Origin of the sequence: Nocardia sp. NPDC051463 (genome assembly GCF_040681975.1) — a bacterium.
Lineage (GTDB): Bacteria > Actinomycetota > Actinomycetes > Mycobacteriales > Mycobacteriaceae > Nocardia.
On record NZ_JBFBAB010000010.1, the window covers coordinates 1 to 20,483 of the forward strand.

At 65.8% G+C, this 20,483-nt stretch carries 17 protein-coding genes; 10 read left to right on the forward strand and 7 right to left on the reverse strand.

All coding sequences use genetic code 11. From position 1 onward, the window contains the following. The first annotated feature begins 248 nt into the window (after positions 1-248). The 4 genes from AB0M74_RS15630 to AB0M74_RS15645 all read left to right on the forward strand — a co-directional run bounded on the left by AB0M74_RS15630 (position 249) and on the right by AB0M74_RS15645 (position 4,000). Positions 249-587, forward strand: coding sequence for a hypothetical protein (locus AB0M74_RS15630; protein WP_364907171.1), 339 nt, complete (start codon positions 249-251; stop codon positions 585-587). Then, complete coding sequence (locus AB0M74_RS15635) at positions 584-922, forward strand: hypothetical protein (RefSeq protein ID WP_364907174.1); 339 nt, start codon at positions 584-586, stop codon at positions 920-922. Before AB0M74_RS15630 ends, AB0M74_RS15635 begins: the two co-directional genes overlap by 4 nt. A 25-nt stretch (positions 923-947) precedes the next feature. Then, positions 948-1,133: a hypothetical protein gene (locus AB0M74_RS15640; protein WP_364907177.1), complete on the forward strand. Its 186-nt coding sequence runs from the start codon at positions 948-950 to the stop codon at positions 1,131-1,133. Between the two features lie 92 nt (positions 1,134-1,225). Beyond that, positions 1,226-4,000, forward strand: coding sequence for a Helicase associated domain protein (locus tag AB0M74_RS15645; RefSeq protein WP_364907180.1), 2,775 nt, complete (start codon positions 1,226-1,228; stop codon positions 3,998-4,000). 72 nt (positions 4,001-4,072) lie between these two features. Here AB0M74_RS15645 and AB0M74_RS15650 read toward each other — a convergent pair whose 3' ends face one another. Continuing rightward, positions 4,073-5,005, reverse strand: coding sequence for a helix-turn-helix domain-containing protein (locus tag AB0M74_RS15650; RefSeq protein WP_364907183.1), 933 nt, complete (start codon positions 5,003-5,005; stop codon positions 4,073-4,075). Positions 5,006-5,219: 214 nt separating this feature from the next. On the opposite strand from AB0M74_RS15650, the gene AB0M74_RS15655 reads away from it, so the two are divergent. Beyond that, entirely contained in the window at positions 5,220-6,278 is a 1,059-nt protein-coding gene (locus AB0M74_RS15655; RefSeq protein ID WP_364907186.1) for a serine hydrolase domain-containing protein, read from the forward strand. A 285-nt stretch (positions 6,279-6,563) separates the two neighbouring features. Here the strand turns inward: AB0M74_RS15655 and AB0M74_RS15660 are convergent, their stop codons facing one another. Further along, complete coding sequence (locus tag AB0M74_RS15660) at positions 6,564-7,493, reverse strand: RNA polymerase sigma-70 factor (protein ID WP_364907187.1); 930 nt, start codon at positions 7,491-7,493, stop codon at positions 6,564-6,566. Between the two features lie 228 nt (positions 7,494-7,721). Here AB0M74_RS15660 and AB0M74_RS15665 point away from each other — a divergent pair, with 228 nt between their 5' ends. Further along, positions 7,722-8,417, forward strand: coding sequence for an NAD(P)H-binding protein (locus AB0M74_RS15665; RefSeq protein WP_364907189.1), 696 nt, complete (start codon positions 7,722-7,724; stop codon positions 8,415-8,417). Positions 8,418-8,588: 171 nt separating this feature from the next. Here AB0M74_RS15665 and hutC read toward each other — a convergent pair whose 3' ends face one another. Beyond that, positions 8,589-9,356 carry a histidine utilization repressor gene (hutC, locus tag AB0M74_RS15670; RefSeq protein ID WP_366527089.1) on the reverse strand — a complete coding sequence of 256 codons (768 nt, stop codon included), beginning with the start codon at positions 9,354-9,356 and terminating at the stop codon, positions 8,589-8,591. Positions 9,357-9,544: 188 nt separating this feature from the next. Here hutC and AB0M74_RS15675 point away from each other — a divergent pair, with 188 nt between their 5' ends. From AB0M74_RS15675 to hutG, 4 genes are read left to right on the forward strand one after another with little or no spacing between them, the layout of a single operon-like run. After that, positions 9,545-10,981 (forward strand): cytosine permease, encoded by a 1,437-nt coding sequence (locus AB0M74_RS15675; protein ID WP_364907192.1) that lies wholly within the window; start codon positions 9,545-9,547, stop codon positions 10,979-10,981. Then, positions 10,978-12,678, forward strand: a complete 1,701-nt coding sequence (hutU, locus tag AB0M74_RS15680) for a urocanate hydratase (RefSeq protein WP_364907195.1) — start codon at positions 10,978-10,980, stop codon at positions 12,676-12,678. Before AB0M74_RS15675 ends, hutU begins: the two co-directional genes overlap by 4 nt. Before the next feature lie 5 nt (positions 12,679-12,683). After that, a complete protein-coding gene (gene hutI / locus AB0M74_RS15685) occupies positions 12,684-13,865 on the forward strand; it encodes an imidazolonepropionase (protein ID WP_364907198.1) in 1,182 nt (393 codons plus the stop codon). Then, entirely contained in the window at positions 13,862-14,857 is a 996-nt protein-coding gene (hutG, locus tag AB0M74_RS15690; RefSeq protein WP_364907201.1) for a formimidoylglutamase, read from the forward strand. Before hutI ends, hutG begins: the two co-directional genes overlap by 4 nt. 637 nt (positions 14,858-15,494) lie before the next feature. Here the strand turns inward: hutG and AB0M74_RS15695 are convergent. From AB0M74_RS15695 to AB0M74_RS15710, 4 genes are all read right to left on the reverse strand, one after another. Beyond that, on the reverse strand, positions 15,495-16,448 hold the full coding sequence (locus AB0M74_RS15695; RefSeq protein ID WP_364907204.1) for a hypothetical protein: 954 nt from the start codon (positions 16,446-16,448) through the stop codon (positions 15,495-15,497). A gap of 608 nt (positions 16,449-17,056) precedes the next feature. Beyond that, complete coding sequence (locus AB0M74_RS15700) at positions 17,057-17,266, reverse strand: TOBE domain-containing protein (protein WP_364907207.1); 210 nt, start codon at positions 17,264-17,266, stop codon at positions 17,057-17,059. A gap of 245 nt (positions 17,267-17,511) precedes the next feature. Then, entirely contained in the window at positions 17,512-17,808 is a 297-nt protein-coding gene (locus AB0M74_RS15705; protein WP_364907209.1) for a hypothetical protein, read from the reverse strand. 681 nt (positions 17,809-18,489) lie between these two features. Then, positions 18,490-19,203 (reverse strand): M24 family metallopeptidase, encoded by a 714-nt coding sequence (locus AB0M74_RS15710; protein WP_364907212.1) that lies wholly within the window; start codon positions 19,201-19,203, stop codon positions 18,490-18,492. Between the last annotated feature and the right edge of the window lie 1,280 nt (positions 19,204-20,483).

Genomic DNA, 20,483 nt, shown 5'->3' on the forward strand with positions numbered 1-20,483 from the left:
GGAACTCCTCGGGATAGGCCTTGGGCATATCGATGATCCTTCCACTGCAAGGAAATCCTCACAGGTCAGGAGTCAACCGAACCGGGGGCAGTCCCCATCGAGGTGATCATTGTCTTCGACCTCGGGCACGTGGACTGCTTGCCCGCGCTGATCTGCGATGAAGGTTTCGACTTGGAAACCGTTTGCCCACAGGGCAAGTGGGCTCGTTCTGCCCGGCCCGTGCGCGGTGTCGACATGGGAGCCGCGTGATGAGCGAAGACGTCATCGTCACCCCGCCGAACATCTGTGGGTCCGCCGAAATCGAGCTGGCGCATCGGCAGATGCGGCGGCACCGTGCCTGCCGGATCGACCGATGCGCGTGGAAGTGGGTCGCCTACTACACCCTCGTGCACCACGGCCGGATCGCGCCGCAGGAGTTCAGCCCACGCGAACGCGCCCACTTGCGCGGCATCGACTTTCCGACCGACGCCGCCGAACACCGCCTGTCCGATGGCGCACCCGAACTTCGCACCTTCCAACAGGTGCTCGACGGGCTCGAGCATTTAGCGCTAAGGCCGAGCCATCCGGGCAATGGCCACGAGCGGTGAACGGCGCTTGGCAGGTGGTGCACAGCGTCCTCGCGGTCGTCGGGAGCGGCGCGTGCGCGATGGTCGGGGTGGCGTGCGTGTGGCCGATCGACAAGCCACACCGCCACCGGTCTGCCCGAGGCCGCTGCTCCATCCGGCCGGTCGAATGGCCGAAGGCATGGACCTGCGGTCCACCCGACCTGCCGTTCACCCTCGCCGACGCCCACTCGGCGATGCAGCTGCACCGTGATCACGACTGCGACCGCAAGCATGCCGCGTTCGACGCACTGGTTGCGGCCGGACGTATCCATCCTGATTCGTCACGCCGACATCGACTGTGGGGGAAGCCATGGTGAACGAGAACGAAAGGAAGTCACGCCCGTGACACAGCAACCGGATTCGTTCGTGGCGCGAGTGCGTTCTCTCGAGGATCGGGCCGAGCGTGCCGGGTACCTCCTCGTCCATGCCGAGCATCCGCCGGACGGCTGGGCACTGTTGGCCGCCGACGACGGCGAGCGCGTCTACAGCGGCAGCCTGGATCAGATCGACGCCTGGTTGAAGTCGTAGCGGCCGTGAGGTGCCAGGAGATGGTCCCGATCAGCCGTACTCGTCGGATCGAACATCGCCGCTACCAATGACATTCGAGACGGGGAGGTTCGGTGCGGAGTACGGAGGGGACAGGCGGTTTGTGGCCGCACCAAGTCGATGCCGTCGAGAAGATCTGCGTGGAGCTGCGCGGCCACGGCCGGGCGACGGCCGTGGCCGCGTGCGGGACCGGCAAGACGCTGATCGGTGCGGAGTGCTCGGTCCGCCTGGTTCCCGATGGTCCGGTGCTCATCGTGGTGCCCACTCTGGAGTTGCTGTCGCAGACCGCGCATTCCTACGCGAGCCATCTCGGTTCGGCGGCCGGTGTCATCGTGGCGGTGTGCGGTGATAAACAGGCCACGGACGCAGCGGCCGAACTGCGCGCGGAGATGACCGGTTTGCACGCCCCGGTCACCACCGACCCCGTCGAGATCGCCCGCCTCGTCGAGCTCGCCGCGCGCGTCACCGTGTTCGCCACCTTCGCGAGCCTGCCGGTGATCATCGCCGCGCACGCTCGGAACGGTGTGGGGAGTTGGGGTTTGATCGTTGTGGATGAGGCCCATCGCACTGCCGGAGCGCGCGGTCGGTGGGCGCAGATACACGAGGATCGGCTGGTACCGGCGACGCGTCGGCTGTATCTGACCGCGACGCCACGGATTATGACGATCGGTGGCACCGACAGCGTGAGTATGGACGACCCCACGGTGTTCGGACGGCAGGTGTACCAGCTGCCCTTCGCTGCCGCGATCGAGTCGGGGCTGTTGGCCGACTATCGCGTGGCAGTGGTGACGGTTACCGATGCCGAGGTGGCGAAACTGACCGCCGCGCGCCGAATGGTGAGCGTCCAGGGGCGCGCGGTCTCGGCGCGGATGCTGGGCATGCAGGTCGCGTTGGCGAAAGCGGTGCGCGACTATGGTTTACGGCGTGTGATCACCTATCACGGACGGGTCATGGCGGCGACGCGGTTCGCCACCGGGTTGGCAGCCGCTATCGACCTGCTGCCCGCGCATGATCGGCCGTCATGGGAGGTGCGGGCCCGCTGGGTCAGCGGGGACATGCCGCCGCAGCACCGCCGTGCCGCGCTGGCCGCACTACAACACCCAGAGGACTCCACAGTGGTGGTCTCCAACGCCCGTGTTCTCGCCGAGGGCGTGGACGTACCCGCCTTGGACGCCGTGATGTTCGCCGACCCACGCGATTCCGCGACCGACGTGGTGCAGGCTGTCGGCCGGGCTTTGCGACGCGGCGGCGCAGCGCACAAGATCGCCACGATCATCGTGCCGATCTTCCTCGCCGCCGACGAGAATCCACAAGCGGCGCTCGATGGTTCGGACTTCGACACCGTTTGGCGGGTGGTGCGGGCGTTGCGTGCGCACGATGAACGGATCGCCGACTACCTCGACCAGCGGCGTCAGCGGTCGCGGCCGAGCCTGCCCGAATCCCGGGAGACCGGCTACCTGCCGAACCTCCTACACATCGACGGTGTGCCCGCGCGAGTGAGCGATGCGTTCCATCGAGCGATCCTGCTGCGCACCGTAGCGACGACGACCTCACCGTGGTGGGAGAACTACGGTGCCCTGGTGTCCTTTCACGCCGAGTTCGGACACGCCGATGTCGCCTACGACTACCGCACTCCCGACGGCTACCGGTTGGGCCGCTGGTTGGGGCGGTGCCGACGCGAATACAAAGCCGCGACACTGCGCGCCGATCGGGTGGCGAAGCTGGAAGCCATTGGCGTGGAATGGGATTCGTTTGCTGCCAAATGGGAGGCGGCGATCGCGGCGCTGCGCGCCTTCCATACCGCACACGGGCACGGCGATGTCGCGGCCTCATATGTGAGTGCCGATGGCTTCGAGCTGGGGCAATGGCTGCGTAAGCGCCGCGAGCAATACCACGCTGGTACCTTGCCGGAGGAGCACGCCACAGCCCTGGAATCTCTTGATATCGACTGGAATCCGACCATCAGCCGCCGCGCGAACCGATGGGAGGCAGCGTTGGCCGCGATCGATGCCTATCGGGCGCGTCATGGTCACACGGATGTCCCGGCCACCTATATCGCCTCGGACGGCTTCCAGCTCGGCAAGTGGCTGTCGCGGCGGCGCGAAATGTTCCGCGCCGGGACGTTGTCGAGTGAACAGGCCACCGTATTGGTGGCCGCGGGCATCGACCTCGCCGAACAGCGATGGAGCCGACGTCTGTGGAACCGGCACGTCGCTGATTTGGCCGCCTTCCGCCGCAGACACGGGCATGCCAACCCTGCCCAAAGATATGTGACACCAGCGGGATTCCGGCTCGGCGCGTGGCTGAGCGGATGCCGAATCAGCTACCGATCGGGTGACTTGACCGACGCCCAGATCGACGACCTGCATCGCCTCGGCGTCGATCTGGGACCACAGCGCACCGGCGGGTCCGCGCACAAGCAATCCCGGTGGCGGATCGGAATGCAACACCTCTCGGCGTACCGGAGCGAGCACGGCCACGCAGACGTCGACAACACCTACCGCGCCGCTGACGGATTCCGTCTCGGCGCCTGGCTTGCGCAGTGCCGACGCGACCATCGTTCCGGCGCGCTGCCCGCCGCCCACGTCAGTGCGCTCGAAGCGCTCGGCATCGACTGGCGCGGTCGGCGAGACATTCTGTGGGACAACGCGATCGCCGCCCTGATTGCCTACCGTGAGCGGCACGGGCACCTCGATGTTCCCGCCTGCCATGTCACCGGAGACGGTTTCCGGCTCGGCACGTGGATCCGATCACGCCGCAACGACTATCGAACGGGTCGACTGTCCGCGCCCAGACAGGAGGCACTGAGCGAACTCGGCATCGACTGGCGTGCTAGCGGTAGGGGCTGATCGCGCGCGGCGGCGCGCGGTGGACGCCTCTGTCGATTCCGGGCAGGTCCCGACCCCGTTCGTCACCGCCGTCTACGACGCGTTCCGAGCAAGCCGTCGCCGCTGGGCGGTGGTGAGGCGATCGGACCGTGCGACCACGTAGTAGGCCCCGGCCGCATCGCCCCGGACTGCGACCGGGTCCGCGAGGTCAGGGTGGCGGTCGGCGTCGTGCAGCGCCGAAGTCACCCGGTCGAGGGGCCAATCCAGCGCGGCGGCAAGCTGCTCCGGGGTGAGCGGCGTGGCCGCGTGCACGAGCGCGGCGATGACGGTGAGCGCGTGCTCGCCCGCCGCGGTATCCACAGGACCGCCCCCGATATCGCGTCCGAGTCGACCGAAGAACAGGCCCATGTGCTCGAGTCGCGTACCGACCGGGGTTGTCGCGCCGAAGATTTCGGCTCCGCGTTCGGCGGCTTCGGCCCACCGGTTGGTCGTGCGGGCGCTGTCGGACCAGGCCTCGAACCACACGTTGTCGTCAACGGCGTAGCGTTCACGCCGCCCTTCCCGGGTACGGCGGATCACCTCGAGCCCGTCGAGGTAGGCGACGGCCTTGGAAATCGACGCGGGACTCACCCGCAACCGCCGGGCGAGTTCGGCCGCCGTCGCGCTGCCCGAATCGGTGGTGAACAGCGACGCCAGAACGCGGCCCGCCATCCGGGGTAGGCCGGAATCGACCATCAATGCCGCGAACTGTTCGGCGAATTCGCGCACTGCCCCGTCGTCACGCCCGAAGGTGGCCTCCGAAAGTCGCTGCGGCGTAGTTGCTATGCGTCGTCGGGCGCGCTGTCGAGTGGCTCGTTGCGCGAGGTCGGCCCGGTAGCCGCCCGGTCCACCGTTGCGCGCCACTTCGCGGGTGACGGTCGACGTGGGTCTGCCCACTCGCCGGGCGATCTGGGCGTAATCGAGCCCGGCAGCGAGTCCGGAGGCGATATGCCTGCGGTCCTCCTCGGTCAGCCTGCCTCCGGGCATGGGTGCGTCGTCTCCTTCCGGATCGGGGTCGGGTCCAGTCTGCGTTAACCCTCCCAGTCATTGCAACGATCGTTGCGTTTCTCGGCACCGCTATTGCAATGATTTGCGAATGATCGCAGGCGAAATGGCGTAAATCCACTCGCACATGATTGATGACCTGCGAAACGCGACGTAGCTTTCGTGCCGGTGCGAAAGCGAACGAAAAGGAATGAATATGACGAAAACGACGGTTCCCAACGTGATCCACGATGTGCTCGATCGGGCAGTGACCGAAGGTGGCGTGCCCGGGATCGTTGTCGAGGTGCGCGACGGTGAACGGCAATGGTTCGCCACGGCGGGTTTCGCCGACACCGCCACCGAACGACCGCGCTTGCCGCAGCACCGGTTTCGTATCGGCAGCATCACCAAGACCTTCGTGGCCACCGTGCTGCTACGACTCGCGGGTGAGGGCCTTCTGAGCCTCGACGATGCGGTGCATCGTAGGCTGCCGAATGCGTTGCGCGGCAACGGCAATGACGGTGACATGATCACCGTGCGGCAGTTGCTGAACCACACCAGTGGCCTGTTCAACTACACCGATGACCGAGAAGCGTTGAACCGCTGTGAAACCCACTCCCCGACGGTGCTCGTCGATATCGCCGTCGCGCACCCGCCCACCTTCGCGGCCGGCACGGACTGGGGTTACAGCAACACCAACTACATCCTCGCCGGAATGCTCATCGAGGCGGCGACAGGCGGATCCCTAGGCGACGAGCTCCGCCGCCACATCATCGAGCCGCTCGACCTCACCGCAACCTCCCTGCCCCGCGGCAGCGACACCGCGATCGAGGGACCCCACTCCCGCCACTACACGAAGCTGTTCGACTCGAGCCCCGGCGCCGCGATCCACGACGCGACCGAGCTGGACGTCTCCATGTTCGGCGCCGCAGGCGGCATGATCTCCACCCTCGGTGACCTGCACCGCTTCTTCGCAGCCTTGCTCGGCGGCCAGCTGCTCCGCCCCGCCGAACAGGCCGAGATGTTCCGAGCCGGCCCCACCAAGAATTGGATCACGCACACCGGCTACGGCCTCGGCGTCTCCTCGGTGACCCTGCCCTCCGGCGTCACGCTGTGGGGTATGGGCGGCGCGCTGTTCGGTTCGTGGACATACACATACGGCACCCGCGACGGCCGCCACATCCTCGTCGCCAATGTCAACGGCGACTGGGCTCACGGCGACTGGCACGATCCGATCGGCGTGTTCACCGATCTGCTCCAGGCCGAATTCGACTGACCCGTGGGCGCGGGCCTACTCGACAGTGCGGGCCGTTACTGGTCGGACGCCCGGCGGCTTGTCGGGCATCTTCGGATATCCGGCGGCCCCACGGCCAACACGGCCTGAAGCGGAACGCCAACGAGTTCTCCTGGACATCCCACACGCCGCCCGCGACCTGCATACCCGCGCCAGAACCGCCGTCGCCAAGATTGATTCCAACCTCAACGCCCACATCGTGGCGTTCCCGCACTGCTCGTCCGAGACACTGACGAACTACCTCACGGCCCGATCATCGCGTAGAACTCAACGGTGCAGCAGGGTTTCGCGTTGCATATGCGACAGCTTCCGGGGATTGCGCACGGAGTAGATCCCGCTGATGAGTCCGGCGTCGATGCGCACCGCCATCACGCTGTCGAGCTCCCCGTTGAGCCGGATGATCAGCGCCGGGTAGCCATTGACGTGTGTCGGTTGAAGTGTCGCCTCGCCGCCGATCGTGGTCCAGTACATGGCGAACAGTCGAGCCACTCGGTCGGCCCCGACGAGGGGACGCGGTAGTGCCTGCTTGATTCCGCCACCGTCGTTCAGGGCGACGACATCGGGCGCGAGGATCTCGAGGAGGCGCTGTAGATCGCCGGTTTCGACCGCTCGTTGAAACGCTTCGAGTGCGTCTCGAGTCTCGGCCGCGGAAACGATTCCGCGCGGTCGACGCGCGGCGACGTGTGCCCGAGCTCGGTGGGCGATCTGGCGGACCGCGGCGGGGGACTTGTCGACGGCCTCGGCGATCTCGTCGTATTCCAGAACGAACACTTCGCGGAGCACGAATATCGCTCGCTCGGTCGGTGCGAGTGTTTCGAGCACGAGCAGCATCGCCATCGAGACGCTGTCGGCCAGCTCGATGTCCTCGGCTACGTCGGGGGTGGTGAGCAGTGGCTCGGGCAGCCAGGGTCCGACGTAGGACTCCTTACGACGGCCGAGCGTACGCAGTCGACTCAGCGACTGGCGGGTGGTGATCCGGACCAGGTAGGCGCGCTGATCCCGCACGATGTCGAGGTCGACGCCTGCCCACCGTAGCCAGGTCTCCTGTAGGACGTCTTCGGCGTCGGCGGCCGAGCCGAGCAATTCGTAGGCGACAGTGAACAGCAGGTTGCGGTGGGCCACGAACGCCTCGGTGGCCGGATCCGAGCGGTCGTCGTGCGGTAGTGGCCGGTCCGTGTCCTTTGTTCGCTCACTCATAGCCGACTCCTGCCTGTTTGCGTTCGACTGTGCCACACACCAGACGCCCGGCCGCCTCGGTTTGTGACACCTGCGATCGGTGGCGCTCGTCACGTGGCCCGCCTGTCACGGGGGCGATGTCACTGGCGTCTTGTGTTCGTCGAGTTACGCGTTCTCCACCGCCTGCGCGGCGCATCGCTGATCGACAACACCCTCGTAGAGGGTCCCAACCAGGGAAGGACACTCATCATGCGTATCGCAGTCTTCGGAGCCAATGGCGCCACCGGCCGCCTGCTCACCGGCCAGGCGCTCGCCGCCGGACATCATGTCGCCGCAGTCACCCGGCAGCCGGACTCGTTTCCGCTGCACCATGATCGGCTCGAGATAGTCGGTGCCGACGTCCTCGATCCGATGGCCGTCGACGCCGCCGTGGCGGAGCGGGATGCGGTGCTATCAGTGCTCGGGGTGCCCGCGGGGAAGGAACCGATCGGCACCTATTCGCGTGGTGCGGCCAATATTGTGGCCGCGATGGGGCGGCATCGGGTGCGTCGGCTCGCCGTCGTCAGCTCGAGTGGGGTCGACCCGCACCCGTATTCCGATGGCGGGTTTCTGTTCAACCGAGTGTTATTGCCGTACGTGACGCGAGTGCTGGGCAAGACGCTGTACGACGACATGCGGCGGATGGAAGCGTTGGTCCAGTCCAGTGCACTGGACTGGACGATCGTGCGCCCGAGCGGGCTCTATCACCTGTCGTCGGTCACCGACTACAGCGTCGTCGAGGGCCACGCCGATGGCAGGTTCACCGCCCGGGCGGACCTGGCCGCGAGCATGCTGGCCCTGCTGGACGACGATCGCTATCTCTGCGCCACGGTCGGCGTCATCACCACCGTCGATAACCCCGCCCTGCTCCAGTGGATCCGTCGCGAAGCGCTCGCCAAGCGCTGAGCCGTTTCGTCCGCCGAGGCGTTACCGCAGTGGGTAACGCCTGCCACCGGCCATGGAAGCAGCCGGCCAGGACGAGTGGCGACTGCGGGAGCTTGATCCCGGCTTCGGGCCGTCTCCCCAAGCGCCGAATAGGGTCGGGCTCGGGTTGTCCGATGCCGCGCTACTTGCGGCTCATTGACCGGTGAAGGTGCCTTCCAAGCGGTTTCGCGATCCCGGGTGAACCAGCCGCGCCGCGCTGACCAATCCCCGCGCCGACCACGTCCGCCGACGAATCAACAGGCAAGGTTCGGACCGCTTGATACGGAGCAGGCGGCATTCGTCCGCGCTACCGAGGACCGCTTCCACGATGTGCTCCCCGCGTTCCAGCGGCGCGACTTCGCTCAGATAGTTGTTCGGCGTTTTCCGCGTGAAATCCTGGTCGAGGTAGCCGGGGGCCTCGCTCGGATTGACGTATCTGTCCTCGACCTGAATCGGTGTGTCGTCTTCGAAATGCACCATCAGCGAGTGGAAGACCTTGCCGCGCATCAGATCCTGGATCACCGGGTTGGCTGTGTCGGCGTGTTCCTCACGCACGTAGATCACTTCGGTACGGTGCCGGTGGCCGCGCCGCTGGATCTCGTCGGCGATGTTCTTCACCTCGAAGAGGGGGGATGCGGTCTTCGGTGGGGCGACGAAGGTGCCGACGCCCATCATGCGCACGATGAGTCCGTCGGCGGTGAGTTCGCGCAGTGCGCGGTTGATGGTCATGCGTGACAGACCCAGTGCGGCGACGAGCTGGTTCTCCGAGGGCAGCTGGTCGCCTTCGGACCAGTGGCCCGAGTTGATCTGTGCGACAACGAGATTCTTCACGCGCTCGTAGGCAGGAGCCGATTCGGTTCCCGCGTCGTTGTACAACGCAGCAAGCTCCGCGTCGACGATCGCCACGATTCGAACCCCTATCCGTTGACTGCACGCTGATCATCCCATGTGGTCGGCGCTTGTCCGGCAGCGCTTGACACGGGGTTGTCTATACAGGACTATACATCCTGTTCACGGGAAAACGTGAGCCAGCGCACAGTGCGTACGAGATGGTGGCGCAGCCGCAGCACGTCGCACCAGCCGGACTCGCGGGAAGAGAGATCAGGCCTATGACTATCGACGAACCATCCGAAGTCGTCCTCGCGCCGGAGCGTCGCACCATCGACGTCATCCCCGACGATGAACGGTATGGCTCCCCGTTCAGCCAGTTCACCCTCTGGTTCGGTGCCAACATGCAGATCACCGCGATCGTCGACGGCGCGTTGGCCGTTGTCTTCGGTGCGGATGCGATCTGGGCGATCCTCGGCCTGCTGATCGGCAATGTCCTCGGTGGCGCGGTGATGGCGCTGCATTCCGCACAGGGCCCGAGGCTCGGACTCCCGCAGATGATTTCCAGCCGCGCGCAGTTCGGCGTGTTCGGCGCGGTGCTTCCGCTGCTGTTGGTGGTGCTGATGTATCTCGGTTTCGCCGCCACCGGCAGCGTGCTCGCCGGCCAGGCGGTCAACAAGATCCTGCACATCGACAGCCCGACTGTCGGCATCGTCATTTTCGGCGCGCTCACCGCGTTCGTGGCGGTGACGGGATACAAGCTCATCCACGTCGTCGGGCGCATCGCCACAGTCATGGGCATCATCGGATTCACCTACCTGGCGATCCGGTTGTTCACCGAATACGACGTGTCGGCCGTGGTGGGTGTCAAGGGCTTCGATATCGCCACCTTCCTGCTCGCGATCTCCCTGGGCGCGGGCTGGCAGCTGACCTTCGGGCCCTATGTGGCGGATTACTCCCGCTACCTGCCGCGCACCACCAGCGCCCGCGCGACGTTTTGGTCGACCTTCGCGGGCAGCGTCATCGGATCGCAATGGGCGATGACCTTCGGCGCACTCGTCGCGGCGGTCGCGGGCAAGGCGTTCCTCGGCGACCAGGTCGGGTTCGTCGGCAAACTCGCCGGGCCTGCTGTCGTCGCGACGCTGATCTATCTGGTGGTGCTGGTCGGCAAGCTGACGGTCAACTGCCTCAACGCCTACGGCGGCTTTATGTCGATCCTGACCACGGTGACCGCGTTCAACCGCCAGTCCAAGATTTCCAGTGCCGCTCGCACCGCGTACATCGTGGGCTTCACCGCGGTGTCGGTCGTCGTCGCGGTCGGTGCGAGTGCCGACTTCCTCAACAACTTCAAGAATTTCGTGCTGGTGCTGCTCATGGTCTTCACGCCGTGGAGCGCCATCAACCTCACCGACTACTACCTGATCTCGAAAGAGAAGGTGGACATTCCCGCGCTCTACGATCCCGACGCGCGCTACGGCCGCTGGAACACCACCGCCCTCGCGTGCTACGTGATCGGCGTGCTGGCCCAGATCCCGTTCCTCGCCCAAAAGCTCTACACCGGACCGATCACCGAACAGCTCGGCGGCGCGGACATTTCCTGGATCGTCGGCATTGTCGTCACCGCAGCCCTGTACTACCCGCTCGCGCGGCGCACCAGCAATCCGCCCGCCTCGATGATCTATCCCGCCGATCCAGCGACCACAAGGAGCACTCGATGACCGCACACCCCACGGCTACCTCCGGCGCCCGCCGCGTGTCCGCACCGCGCGGCAGCGAACTCACCACGCTCGGCTGGCAGCAAGAAGGCGCGCTGCGCATGCTGATGAACAACCTGGATCCCGACGTGGCCGAGCACCCGGACGAGCTGGTCGTCTATGGCGGAACGGGCAAGGCCGCGCGGACCTGGGAGGCCTTCGACGCGATGGTCCGCACGCTGAAGACCCTGAAGTCCGACGAGACCATGCTGGTGCAGTCGGGCAAGCCGGTCGGTGTCTTCCGGACCAACGAATGGGCCCCCCGGGTGCTCATCGCGAACTCGAATCTGGTCGGTGACTGGGCGAACTGGGAAGAATTCCGCCGTCTGGAGGAACTCGGCCTGACCATGTACGGCCAGATGACCGCGGGCTCCTGGATCTACATCGGCACCCAGGGCATCCTGCAGGGCACCTACGAAACCTTCGGCGCGGTCGCACGGAAGCTGGCGGCATCGGGTCGTTTGCCCAACAGCGACGGCACACTGGCGGGCACGATCACCTTGACCGCGGGACTCGGTGGCATGGGTGGCGCGCAGCCGCTCGCCGTCACGATGAACGGTGGCGTCGCGATCTGCATCGATTGCGATGTGACCCGCATCGACCGCAGGATCGCCCACAAGTATCTCGACACCAAGGCCGTCGACCTCGCGGACGCGTTGCGTCTGGCCATCGAGGCGCGCGACGCGAAGCGACCGCTGTCCATCGGCCTCGAAGGCAATGCGGCGGAGTTGTTTCCGCAGCTGCTCGAGATGGCGGCGCCCATCGATATCGTGACCGATCAGACCTCCGCGCACGATCCGCTGGCGTACCTGCCGATCGGCATGGACGTTGCCGATATGAAGGCGATGGCGGAGAAGGATCCCGCCAAGTTCACCGACGACGCCCGCGCGGCGATGGCCGCCCAGGTACGGGCGATGGTCGGCTTCCTCGATCGCGGTGCGGAGGTCTTCGACTACGGCAATTCGATCCGTGACGAAGCCCGAAAGGCCGGATACGACCGGGCTTTCGACTTCCCCGGTTTTGTGCCCGCCTACATCCGTCCACTCTTCGAAGAGGGCCTCGGCCCATTCCGGTGGGCGGCACTGTCGGGCGATCCGAAGGACATCGCCGCCACCGACAAGGCCATCGTGGAACTGTTCCCGGACAACGAGCACCTGCGCCGTTGGATCGAAATGGCGGGGGAGAAGGTTGCTTTCGAAGGTCTGCCCGCTCGCATCTGCTGGCTCGGCTACGGCGAACGCCACCTGGCCGGGTTGAAGTTCAACGAGATGGTGGCCTCCGGTGAGCTGTCCGCGCCGATCGCTATCGGGCGCGACCACCTGGATTCGGGGTCGGTGGCCTCGCCGTATCGCGAAACCGAGTCGATGGCAGATGGTTCCGACGCCATCGCCGACTGGCCTTTGCTGAATGCCCTGGTGAACACCGCATCCGGTGCGTCCTGGGTCTCGATCCACCATGGCGGTGGTGTCGGCATGGGTCGTTCGATTCACGCCGGACAGGTGTGCATCGCGGACGGCACCGACCTCGCCGCCGAAAAGCTGACAAGGGTGCTTACCAATGATCCCGGTATGGGCGTGATCCGGCATGCCGACGCGGGTTATGAGCATGCCAACACGGTCGCCAGGGAGCGCGGCGTGCGCGTGCCGATGGCCGAGGCGTGAGCGCCATGGGATCCACAGTCCTCACCGGCATCGGGACCCTCGTCACGAACGATCCCGAACTCGGTGCCGGCCCACTCGGTGTAATCGGTGATGCCGCCATCGTTTTCGACGAAGGCGTCGTCGCGTGGGTGGGTTCCTCCAGCGCCGCGCCGAGCGCCGACCATGGACACGATCTCGATGGCCGCGCGGTATTGCCCGGCTTCGTCGAGAGCCATTCGCACCTGGTCTTCGCCGGTGATCGTGCCGAGGAGTTCGGTGCACGGATGTCGGGAACTCCCTATGCGGCGGGCGGCATCCGCAATACGATCGCGGCGACCAGGGCCGCCACCGACGACGAGTTGCGCGCCAACACTCGCCGGTTGATGAACGAATCGCTGCGCGGGGGTAGCACGACCGTCGAGATCAAGACGGGCTACGGGCAGTCGGTGGCGAGCGAACTACGCAGCGCCAAGATCGCGGCCGAGTTCACCGACGAAGTCACCCTGCTCGCCGCGCATGTGCCACCGCCGGAGTACGCGGGCCGCGCCGACGACTACGTGCGCATGGTCTGCGACGAGATGATCGATGTGTGTGCGCCGCACGCCAAGTGGATCGATGTGTTCTGTGACCGGGGCGCATTCGATCGCGATCAGGCCTACGAGGTGCTCACCGCGGGGATGGCGAAGGGCCTCGTGCCGCGCGTGCACGGCAACCAATTGCAGACCGGTCCCGGCGTCGCGCTCGCGGTGGAGGTGGGCGCCGCGTCCGTCGATCACGTCACCTATGTCACCGCAGCGGACATCGATGCGCTGGCCCAGAGCTCGACGGTGGCGACTCTGCTGCCCGGCGCGGACTTTTCGACTCGCAATAAGTACCCGGACGCACGGGCGCTCATCGACGCCGGAGTCACCGTGGCGCTCGGAGCCGATTGCAATCCGGGCACTTCGTACACCACCAGCCTGCCGTTCTGCATCGCCATCGCGGTACGGGAGCTGCACATGACACCCGAGGAAGCGGTATGGGCCGCGACCGCGGGCGGAGCACGGGCGCTGCGACGCACGGACATCGGCGTGCTGCGGCCGGGTGCATCGGCGGATGCCATCGCCTTGGCCGCGCCGTCCTATCTGCACCTTGCCTATCGGCCGGGAGTGCCACTGATCCAACAGGTTTGGCGGGCCGGTGTTTCGGGCTATACCGCTGATCGATGAGCTTTACCGATAAGGAGACCGTGGTGCTACCCAATCTGGTGGCGACTGCTTTCGAGCCGTGGGCCGGGCGTGACGACGGCAGTGGTGTGGAGCATCTGCGCTGGCATCATGTGGTGCAATCGTATGCCGCGCAGTCCAAGCTGGCCTCTTGCGTATTCATCGGCTTCGCCAGCGATGAGGGCGTGCATCGGAACAAGGGTCGTCGCGGCGCTGCCGCGGGACCACGTGCGCTGCGGCAGGCATTGGCGTCGATGGCGCTCGCCGCCCCGATTCGCGCGTTCGATGCGGGCACCGTGCCGGTCGAGGACGACTTGGACGCGGGCCAGCGGGAACTGGGTTCGATGGTGCGCGCCGCCCTCGACGCCGGGCACTTCCCGGTGGTTCTCGGCGGCGGCCACGAGGTGGCCTTGGGCACTTATCGAGGTTTGGCCGATTCGGCACTGCTGACAACGCACCCGCGCATCGGAATCCTCAATCTCGATGCCCATTTCGACCTTCGATCCGATGAGATCCCCAGCTCGGGCACCCCGTTCCGGCAGATCTTCGATGCGGCGAGCACGGCGGGCACCTCCGTCGAATACGCGGTGGTCGGTATCAGCCAGCCGAGTAACACCGCGGCACTGTTCGACACCGCCGATCGGCTCGGCGTCCGTTACCTGTTCGACGATGAATGCGGTGCCGGGAACCTCACCGCTGTACAGGATTTCGTGCAGGACTTCCTCGGCAGAGTCGATCTCGTTTACCTCACCATCGACCTCGATGTATTACCTGCCGCAGTAGCGCCCGGTGTCAGCGCCCCCGCCGCGTTCGGCGTGCCGTTGGAGACGATCCAACTCGTCGCGGACCTGCTCACCGCGAGTGGCAAGCTCGCGGTGTGCGACGTGGCCGAACTCAACCCGGCATTCGATATCGACAATCGCACCGCGCGCACAGCGGCGCGACTGATTCATCGCATCGTCACCAGACACGTTCGGCTACAGCAGCTTCCATGAGGAGCAGTCGGCTGCGGCCGACTGTGGGCGGGGTGACTACCGGGGCATGCCACGACGCGTAGCAGGTAGCACATCCGGCCGTTGTCGGGCGATCGGCCTTCGGGGCCGGGTTATCGAACACCGACGCCGATATCGGTCAGGCGTTCGACGAAATGGAAGGCCACCGGCTCGGGTCGGTCGAGTGGGACGTCACGAACGAGGGGTCGCGACGACCCCACTCGATCAGGCTTGCCGCGGTGTGGGGCAAGGTCGGCGACCGGATGGTCTGGAGGACAGTGGGATTGCCGAGTACGGGCCGTGCAAGTGGCCTTCGCCCGTTGGTCTGACGTACTGCCGCCGTTCCGGCATCGCATCGTGTCTCCGGGGACGCCTGTTCGGGCCGCGAAGCCGCGATGTCACTGCCAGCAGAGGACACGGCCGGCCGCCGCGACCCCCTGCGCGGCCCCGCGCTCGGCGCGCGCGGTGATGATCGGTCGCGCCTACCTGTCCGTCAACGGCCGAGCCGGCGTCGAGAATGTCCTATGGTCGTGCGACCGCGCAGACGCGAATGATCTGGCGGTGCCGGTCTCGACAGCGTGCCTGCGACTGGCCGCGGTGGTCGGTTCCCGGCTGACGACGCCGGTTCTCGAGAGTCTTGCTAACCGTCGTCGGTCTTGGCGCCCAGTTGTGACGACGCGCGAATCGCCATGCTGGAGAAGAGTCTGCCCGAGAAACCGAAGAGTAATGCGAGCGCGAGGGCGACCGACGTTGTCGGCTTATCCCATACGTCACGGAAAATCGCCCCGAGCAGATTGACCCGCGCATCGGACAACAAGGCGACCAACAGTAGGCCGCCCACCGCGGTCAGCGCGCCGCCGACCGGACTCAGCACCCGAACTCCCCACGAGGACGACGTATTTCGATTGGTGAGCGAGCTGACCGTGGGGGCGAGGAACCCGCCGAGCGCACCCATCAGCATGGTCACCTCATGTCCGAGAACTATCCCGATGGAGATGGCACCGTCGAGGCCGACGAGGGCTAGCCACAGCGATACGCGTTGATGGTCGAATTCGGTGACGAGGCCGGCATCTTCGCGTTCGTGCACGAGCTCATGGGCGCGCTCGATGACGATCCGCTTGCTGTTCGGCGTCGGCGCGTCGTGTAGCTGCCGCCCTAACCGCCCGGCCTCTTTGTCGTCGAGTGCCTGCAACCGGGCGATGATCTGTGCGCCGTATGTCATGAGGTCGGGTTCCGGAACGAGTTGCACGAACCGCCGGTTCAGCGCATTCAAATGTTGTAGGTCGGCCGCGAGCTGGGTGAGCGGTGCGTCGAAGAGCCACGCGAGCCGCCTACGCATCCAGCCGACGGGCGATCGTCGCTGCGCCGGTGTCGGGCCACTCAGCTTGTCGAGGGACGCCTCGATCGTCGCGCGTGCGATTTCTGTCGCCTCATCGCGGCTGGTTCGCGCCCCGATCATGGTTGTGCGCTCCCGCGCCAGATCCACCTGAGTCAGCAGCAAGCGTTTGCGCGGCCCGGCTATCAAGCCGCGGTTGGTGATCATGATGATGAGGAGGTAGCCGAGGCATACCAGGACGATAACCAGTGCGTTCACGGCTACCTCCTTGCGCACGCGGAGTCGTCCCCCGCTCCGAATGCTCATGATCCCTCAGCATTGGCGCGTTCGGCACTCGTAACCGACTACTCGTTATATCCGGATGGGCGAGTGGATCAAGACAGCCGCTCGACGCCACTCGTCGGTGGTGTCCCACGGACCGGTGGACGTCCCTCGATCGGGCGCTGTCACCAAAGTCGGCTCAGATCAACTCCGCTCACGCTCCACGGCCGCACGTACCCCGGGCAGCCGATGGAGTGGGTTGTACTCATACTCGACCACGTACGGGGTGTTCCCCATCGATAACATCCTCAGCGCAAGAGAACTCGAGTTCCGTGGCATGGGTTGCCGTGGATCGTGGCCGGTGACGGAGTCGGCCTGCGTGCGTGCGGTCTCGTTGACACACCGGTCGTCGGGCATACCCCTGGCTCGGAGCTGCGGCGGCGTTCGTCCCAGGTGCCGGACCAGTGTCGAGGCCGGCGACCCTTCGCACCATGTCTCCGACAGCGTGGTGTTGTGAGGTCGGATGCTGCCCCAGATTCGCGACCGGAACCAACGGGGAATCACCGCCGAGGCCGCATAGCTTCGGCGGGAGAACTCGCCTCGGCCTACTCGACGCCCAGCGAGACTTCGGTGGACTTGATGAGGACCTTGACCGGTTTGCCATCGGCGAGTCCGAGGTCGTCGGCGGCATCCCTGGTGATCGAGGAGGTGATCTCGTCTCCGCCGGTCAGCCGGATCCGCACGACGGCCATCGCTTCGCCCCGGGTGACCGAGAGAACGGTGCCATCGAGCTGGTTGCGCGTGCTCAGTCGCATGGAGGTGAGCTTACGCAGCACGCAGGCGACCGAGTGGGAAGTCCGGCCGGTGTCGATCGGCCGGCCTACTTTCCCGAAGTCAGCCGGGCCAGCCTCTGCCCACCGATGAAGGGCTTGCACCACAGGGCCGCGCAACCATCCACTTGCGGCAAACGGTGTCACGCGGACCGGATTCCGGCTTCGGATCGCGGAGGTCTTCTCTGGGGTTCAGTGATGTTCAGTGCGGGCCCGGAGCGCATTCGGCGTTACGTCCGGCAGCCGCGCAACATCGTGGCGATGTCGGCCGGCACGCCGTTCGCGGTGCAGTCGATCGCGCTGCCCTGCGTTATGTAGTGCCAGAAGCCCTGCGAACTCACCGCGAACAGGTATCCGGTGGGCTGTGGCGCGACATCGGTGTGTTCCGACCACGCCATAGCCCAGGATTCCTTGCACTGTGGTTCCCCGAGCACGACCGGAGCCGACGAGCCATGGTCGGCTTCCAGCACCTGCTGCAGCTGTTGCCGAGTGACGTGCTCGCACGCCGTGGCAGCCGGGTTTGTCACCGGTGCGGACCGCGTCGTCGTTTCCAGTGCCGTGGCCGGAGCGCTGGTCGTTTCCTCTGACGTGGCCGGAGCACTGGTCCTCGTCGACGGGTCCGAAGCAGGGGTCGTGGTGGACGCGGCTGTCGAACTGCTCGTCGAGACGGACCCGGTCACCGCCGCATCGTCCTGGCAGGCACTGGCACCCAACACTGCCGCGGTCAGAACAACTGCTGAAATAGCAACTCTCACTGACGATCCCTCACATCTCGATAGCGGACAAGAACACATAACAGGATCGTCGAAGCCGGCCCGGGTCATTACAGTCGTCACGGTCGCAACGATGAATCGCGTGAGGCGCAGGTTTGTCGCGGTCACCGCTGAGGCAGATCGTGCCGGACCCGCTGGAGTCGGCCAGCCTTGCCTGGCATTCCTCTTGACCGACGCGGCACGAGCCGAAACGGCCGCCACCCTCATCGGTCGATGCGATATGAAATCACCTACACGGCAACCCCGCTCGGTGTTCTACCGGCCTCGCGCGGGATGCGGCCGGACTGTTGCCCCGGTGCCGTGCCGCGAGGCTCGGCCGTTGTAATCCTGGCGGCGGCTGTCGAATCGGCACCTCACCGGTCCGCCCGAAACTGCGGGCATCCGGGGTACTCGTGAAGGGCCCGAGAGATGTTGGGAGAACACACGTCCAACGAGTTACTGATCGAGCGGGCGCACGTCCAGTAGCTGCTCGAAGAATCCGCCGATATTGCGTTCCCGGTCGATGAGGTGGATTTCCAGGATCCAGTGGCACGCGCGGCCGGTGGGATCGAGGCGTCGCATCGGGGCCGTGGAGTCAGGGGCGACGTAGGTGGTGATGTCGGTGCCGGAGATCTGCTTGTGCGGGAACTCGCCGACGAGGTGGCCCGCGATGGGGGCGGAGAATTCCCAGCCCTGTTCAGTGGCACGATCGACGACCCAGGCGTAGAGCTGTTCGCCGGTGATGTCGGGGGTGGCGTCGAAGTAGTCGCGTCCTTGCAGCCACAGCGGTTCCAATGCGTCACGAAGCGCCAACTTGGCTGGATCGTCGCCGAGGACAAAGGTGCGGCCGAAGTCGGCTTCCCACTCGGCGAAGATCGGCCCGAAGTCCAGGAAGCAGATGTCATCGGACTCGATGACGAGATTCGGCGGTTTCGAAGCATAGGGCTCGAGGGTGTTGATCCCCGATCGCACGATGCGCTTGTGCCAGAACCGGCGAGTGCCGAACATCTCGTTGGCCAGGTCACGCACGCCATCGCTGACTTCGGACTCGGTGGCGCCGGGCGTGATGATGCCGCGAGCGACGACCTCGTCGAACAGGGCCGTCGCTTTGGCTTCGGCGTCCAACAGCGCCGCAATGCGTTCCGACTCCCCGATGTCCAATGTTTCCATGAATTCGACCCTAAATCAGCGCGCAAGCGGGAAAGGGTCTGCTGTCCTGGGAAGGATGGCATGGTCGCCACGGGGTGTAAGCCATCCGCGAGTCGTCCCTTGTAGCGCACCTTCAGGGGAGCGAACGACGGGCACGGCGGATTGGAACCGACCGGATCGAACTCGGCTGGCCGTCCCGGGCATCGGCAGGACAGACCGGATCATGCAGGGTAGGGGTGGGTTCGGTGGCTTTTGACGGCGGCCTGGAGCTGTGCCGGGATGGTGGTGCGAAGCGGCGGTTGGTGACGTCGTCGGGTGCGGGTGGAGGGATATCGGGGTGAGTGGGGTATCTGTGGCTTCGACGGCGGTGTAGTCGCGCGTGGGAAGGTGTATCAGCGCGATAGGTCGGGATGGTGGATGGGGCGGATCGGCTGCGGGGTGCGCATTCTCGTGGGTGTGCTGTGGGTCGGGATGGTGGATGGGGCGGATCGGCTGCGGGGTGCGCATTCTCGTGGGTGTGCCGTGGGTCGGGATGGTGGATGGGGCGGATCGGCTGCGGGCTGCGCATTCCCGTGGGTTGTGCCGCGGCTCGAGATGGTGGATGGGTTGGGTGCCGCGCAGGCGGTCACGTTGTTTATCGGGGCAGTGCGGGGCACGTCGGGTGCCGTACCCGACTTTCCCCTGCTGTCAGGTGCGCGATGGCAGGTTCCAGCCTGGCTGGCTGGCTGGGGTTGCGTTGTTTTGGGCCCGGGGGGGGGGGGCATCGAGGCTAGTGAAAAGGTGGTTGGTTACGAGGGCAGAGCAACCATTTGACTACGCTCGTCCAATTTTCTCTTTTGATGCTGGTTTTCGAGGCGGGAGGACCGCTGGGTTGACCGGCTGGAGCTCGACTTCGTGTCTATGACTGTGGGCGGTCACGGGTATGGCACCGGGCGCGCCCAGCGCTGCTCGGTGAATCATTGGTGGGCAGGGCTTTTGGCTAGTCGTACCCGGTGCACTCTGTGGTTCTCGATGTTGGTGTTCGACGTCGGACGACAGCTGGTTGATCGGGCTGGAATTCGACTTCGTGTCTATGACTGTGGGCGGGCACGGGTATGGCACCGGGCGTGCCCAGCGCTGCTCGGTGAATCATTGGTGGGCAGGGCTTTTGGCTAGTTGTACCCGGTGCACTCTGTGGTTCTCGATGCTGGTTCTCGAGACGGGACCACAGCCGGTTGACCGGGCTGGAACTCGACATCGCGCATCTGACTGCGGGAGGTAAGTCGGGTACGGCACCCGACGTGCCCAGCACTGCCCGGTGA

What these genes read in the sequence shown, in the direction of transcription:
- AB0M74_RS15630 (WP_364907171.1), top strand. Translation starts at nt 249, where the DNA reads ATGAGCGAAGACGTCATCGTCACCCCGCCGAACATCTGTGGGTCCGCC.
- AB0M74_RS15650 (WP_364907183.1), bottom strand. Translation starts at nt 5,005, where the DNA reads ATGCCCGGAGGCAGGCTGACCGAGGAGGACCGCAGGCATATCGCCTCC.
- AB0M74_RS15655 (WP_364907186.1), top strand. Translation starts at nt 5,220, where the DNA reads ATGACGAAAACGACGGTTCCCAACGTGATCCACGATGTGCTCGATCGG.
- AB0M74_RS15660 (WP_364907187.1), bottom strand. Translation starts at nt 7,493, where the DNA reads ATGAGTGAGCGAACAAAGGACACGGACCGGCCACTACCGCACGACGAC.
- AB0M74_RS15665 (WP_364907189.1), top strand. Translation starts at nt 7,722, where the DNA reads ATGCGTATCGCAGTCTTCGGAGCCAATGGCGCCACCGGCCGCCTGCTC.
- AB0M74_RS15675 (WP_364907192.1), top strand. Translation starts at nt 9,545, where the DNA reads ATGACTATCGACGAACCATCCGAAGTCGTCCTCGCGCCGGAGCGTCGC.
- hutU (WP_364907195.1), top strand. Translation starts at nt 10,978, where the DNA reads ATGACCGCACACCCCACGGCTACCTCCGGCGCCCGCCGCGTGTCCGCA.
- hutI (WP_364907198.1), top strand. Translation starts at nt 12,684, where the DNA reads ATGGGATCCACAGTCCTCACCGGCATCGGGACCCTCGTCACGAACGAT.
- hutG (WP_364907201.1), top strand. Translation starts at nt 13,862, where the DNA reads ATGAGCTTTACCGATAAGGAGACCGTGGTGCTACCCAATCTGGTGGCG.
- AB0M74_RS15700 (WP_364907207.1), bottom strand. Translation starts at nt 17,266, where the DNA reads ATGCGACTGAGCACGCGCAACCAGCTCGATGGCACCGTTCTCTCGGTC.
- AB0M74_RS15710 (WP_364907212.1), bottom strand. Translation starts at nt 19,203, where the DNA reads ATGGAAACATTGGACATCGGGGAGTCGGAACGCATTGCGGCGCTGTTG.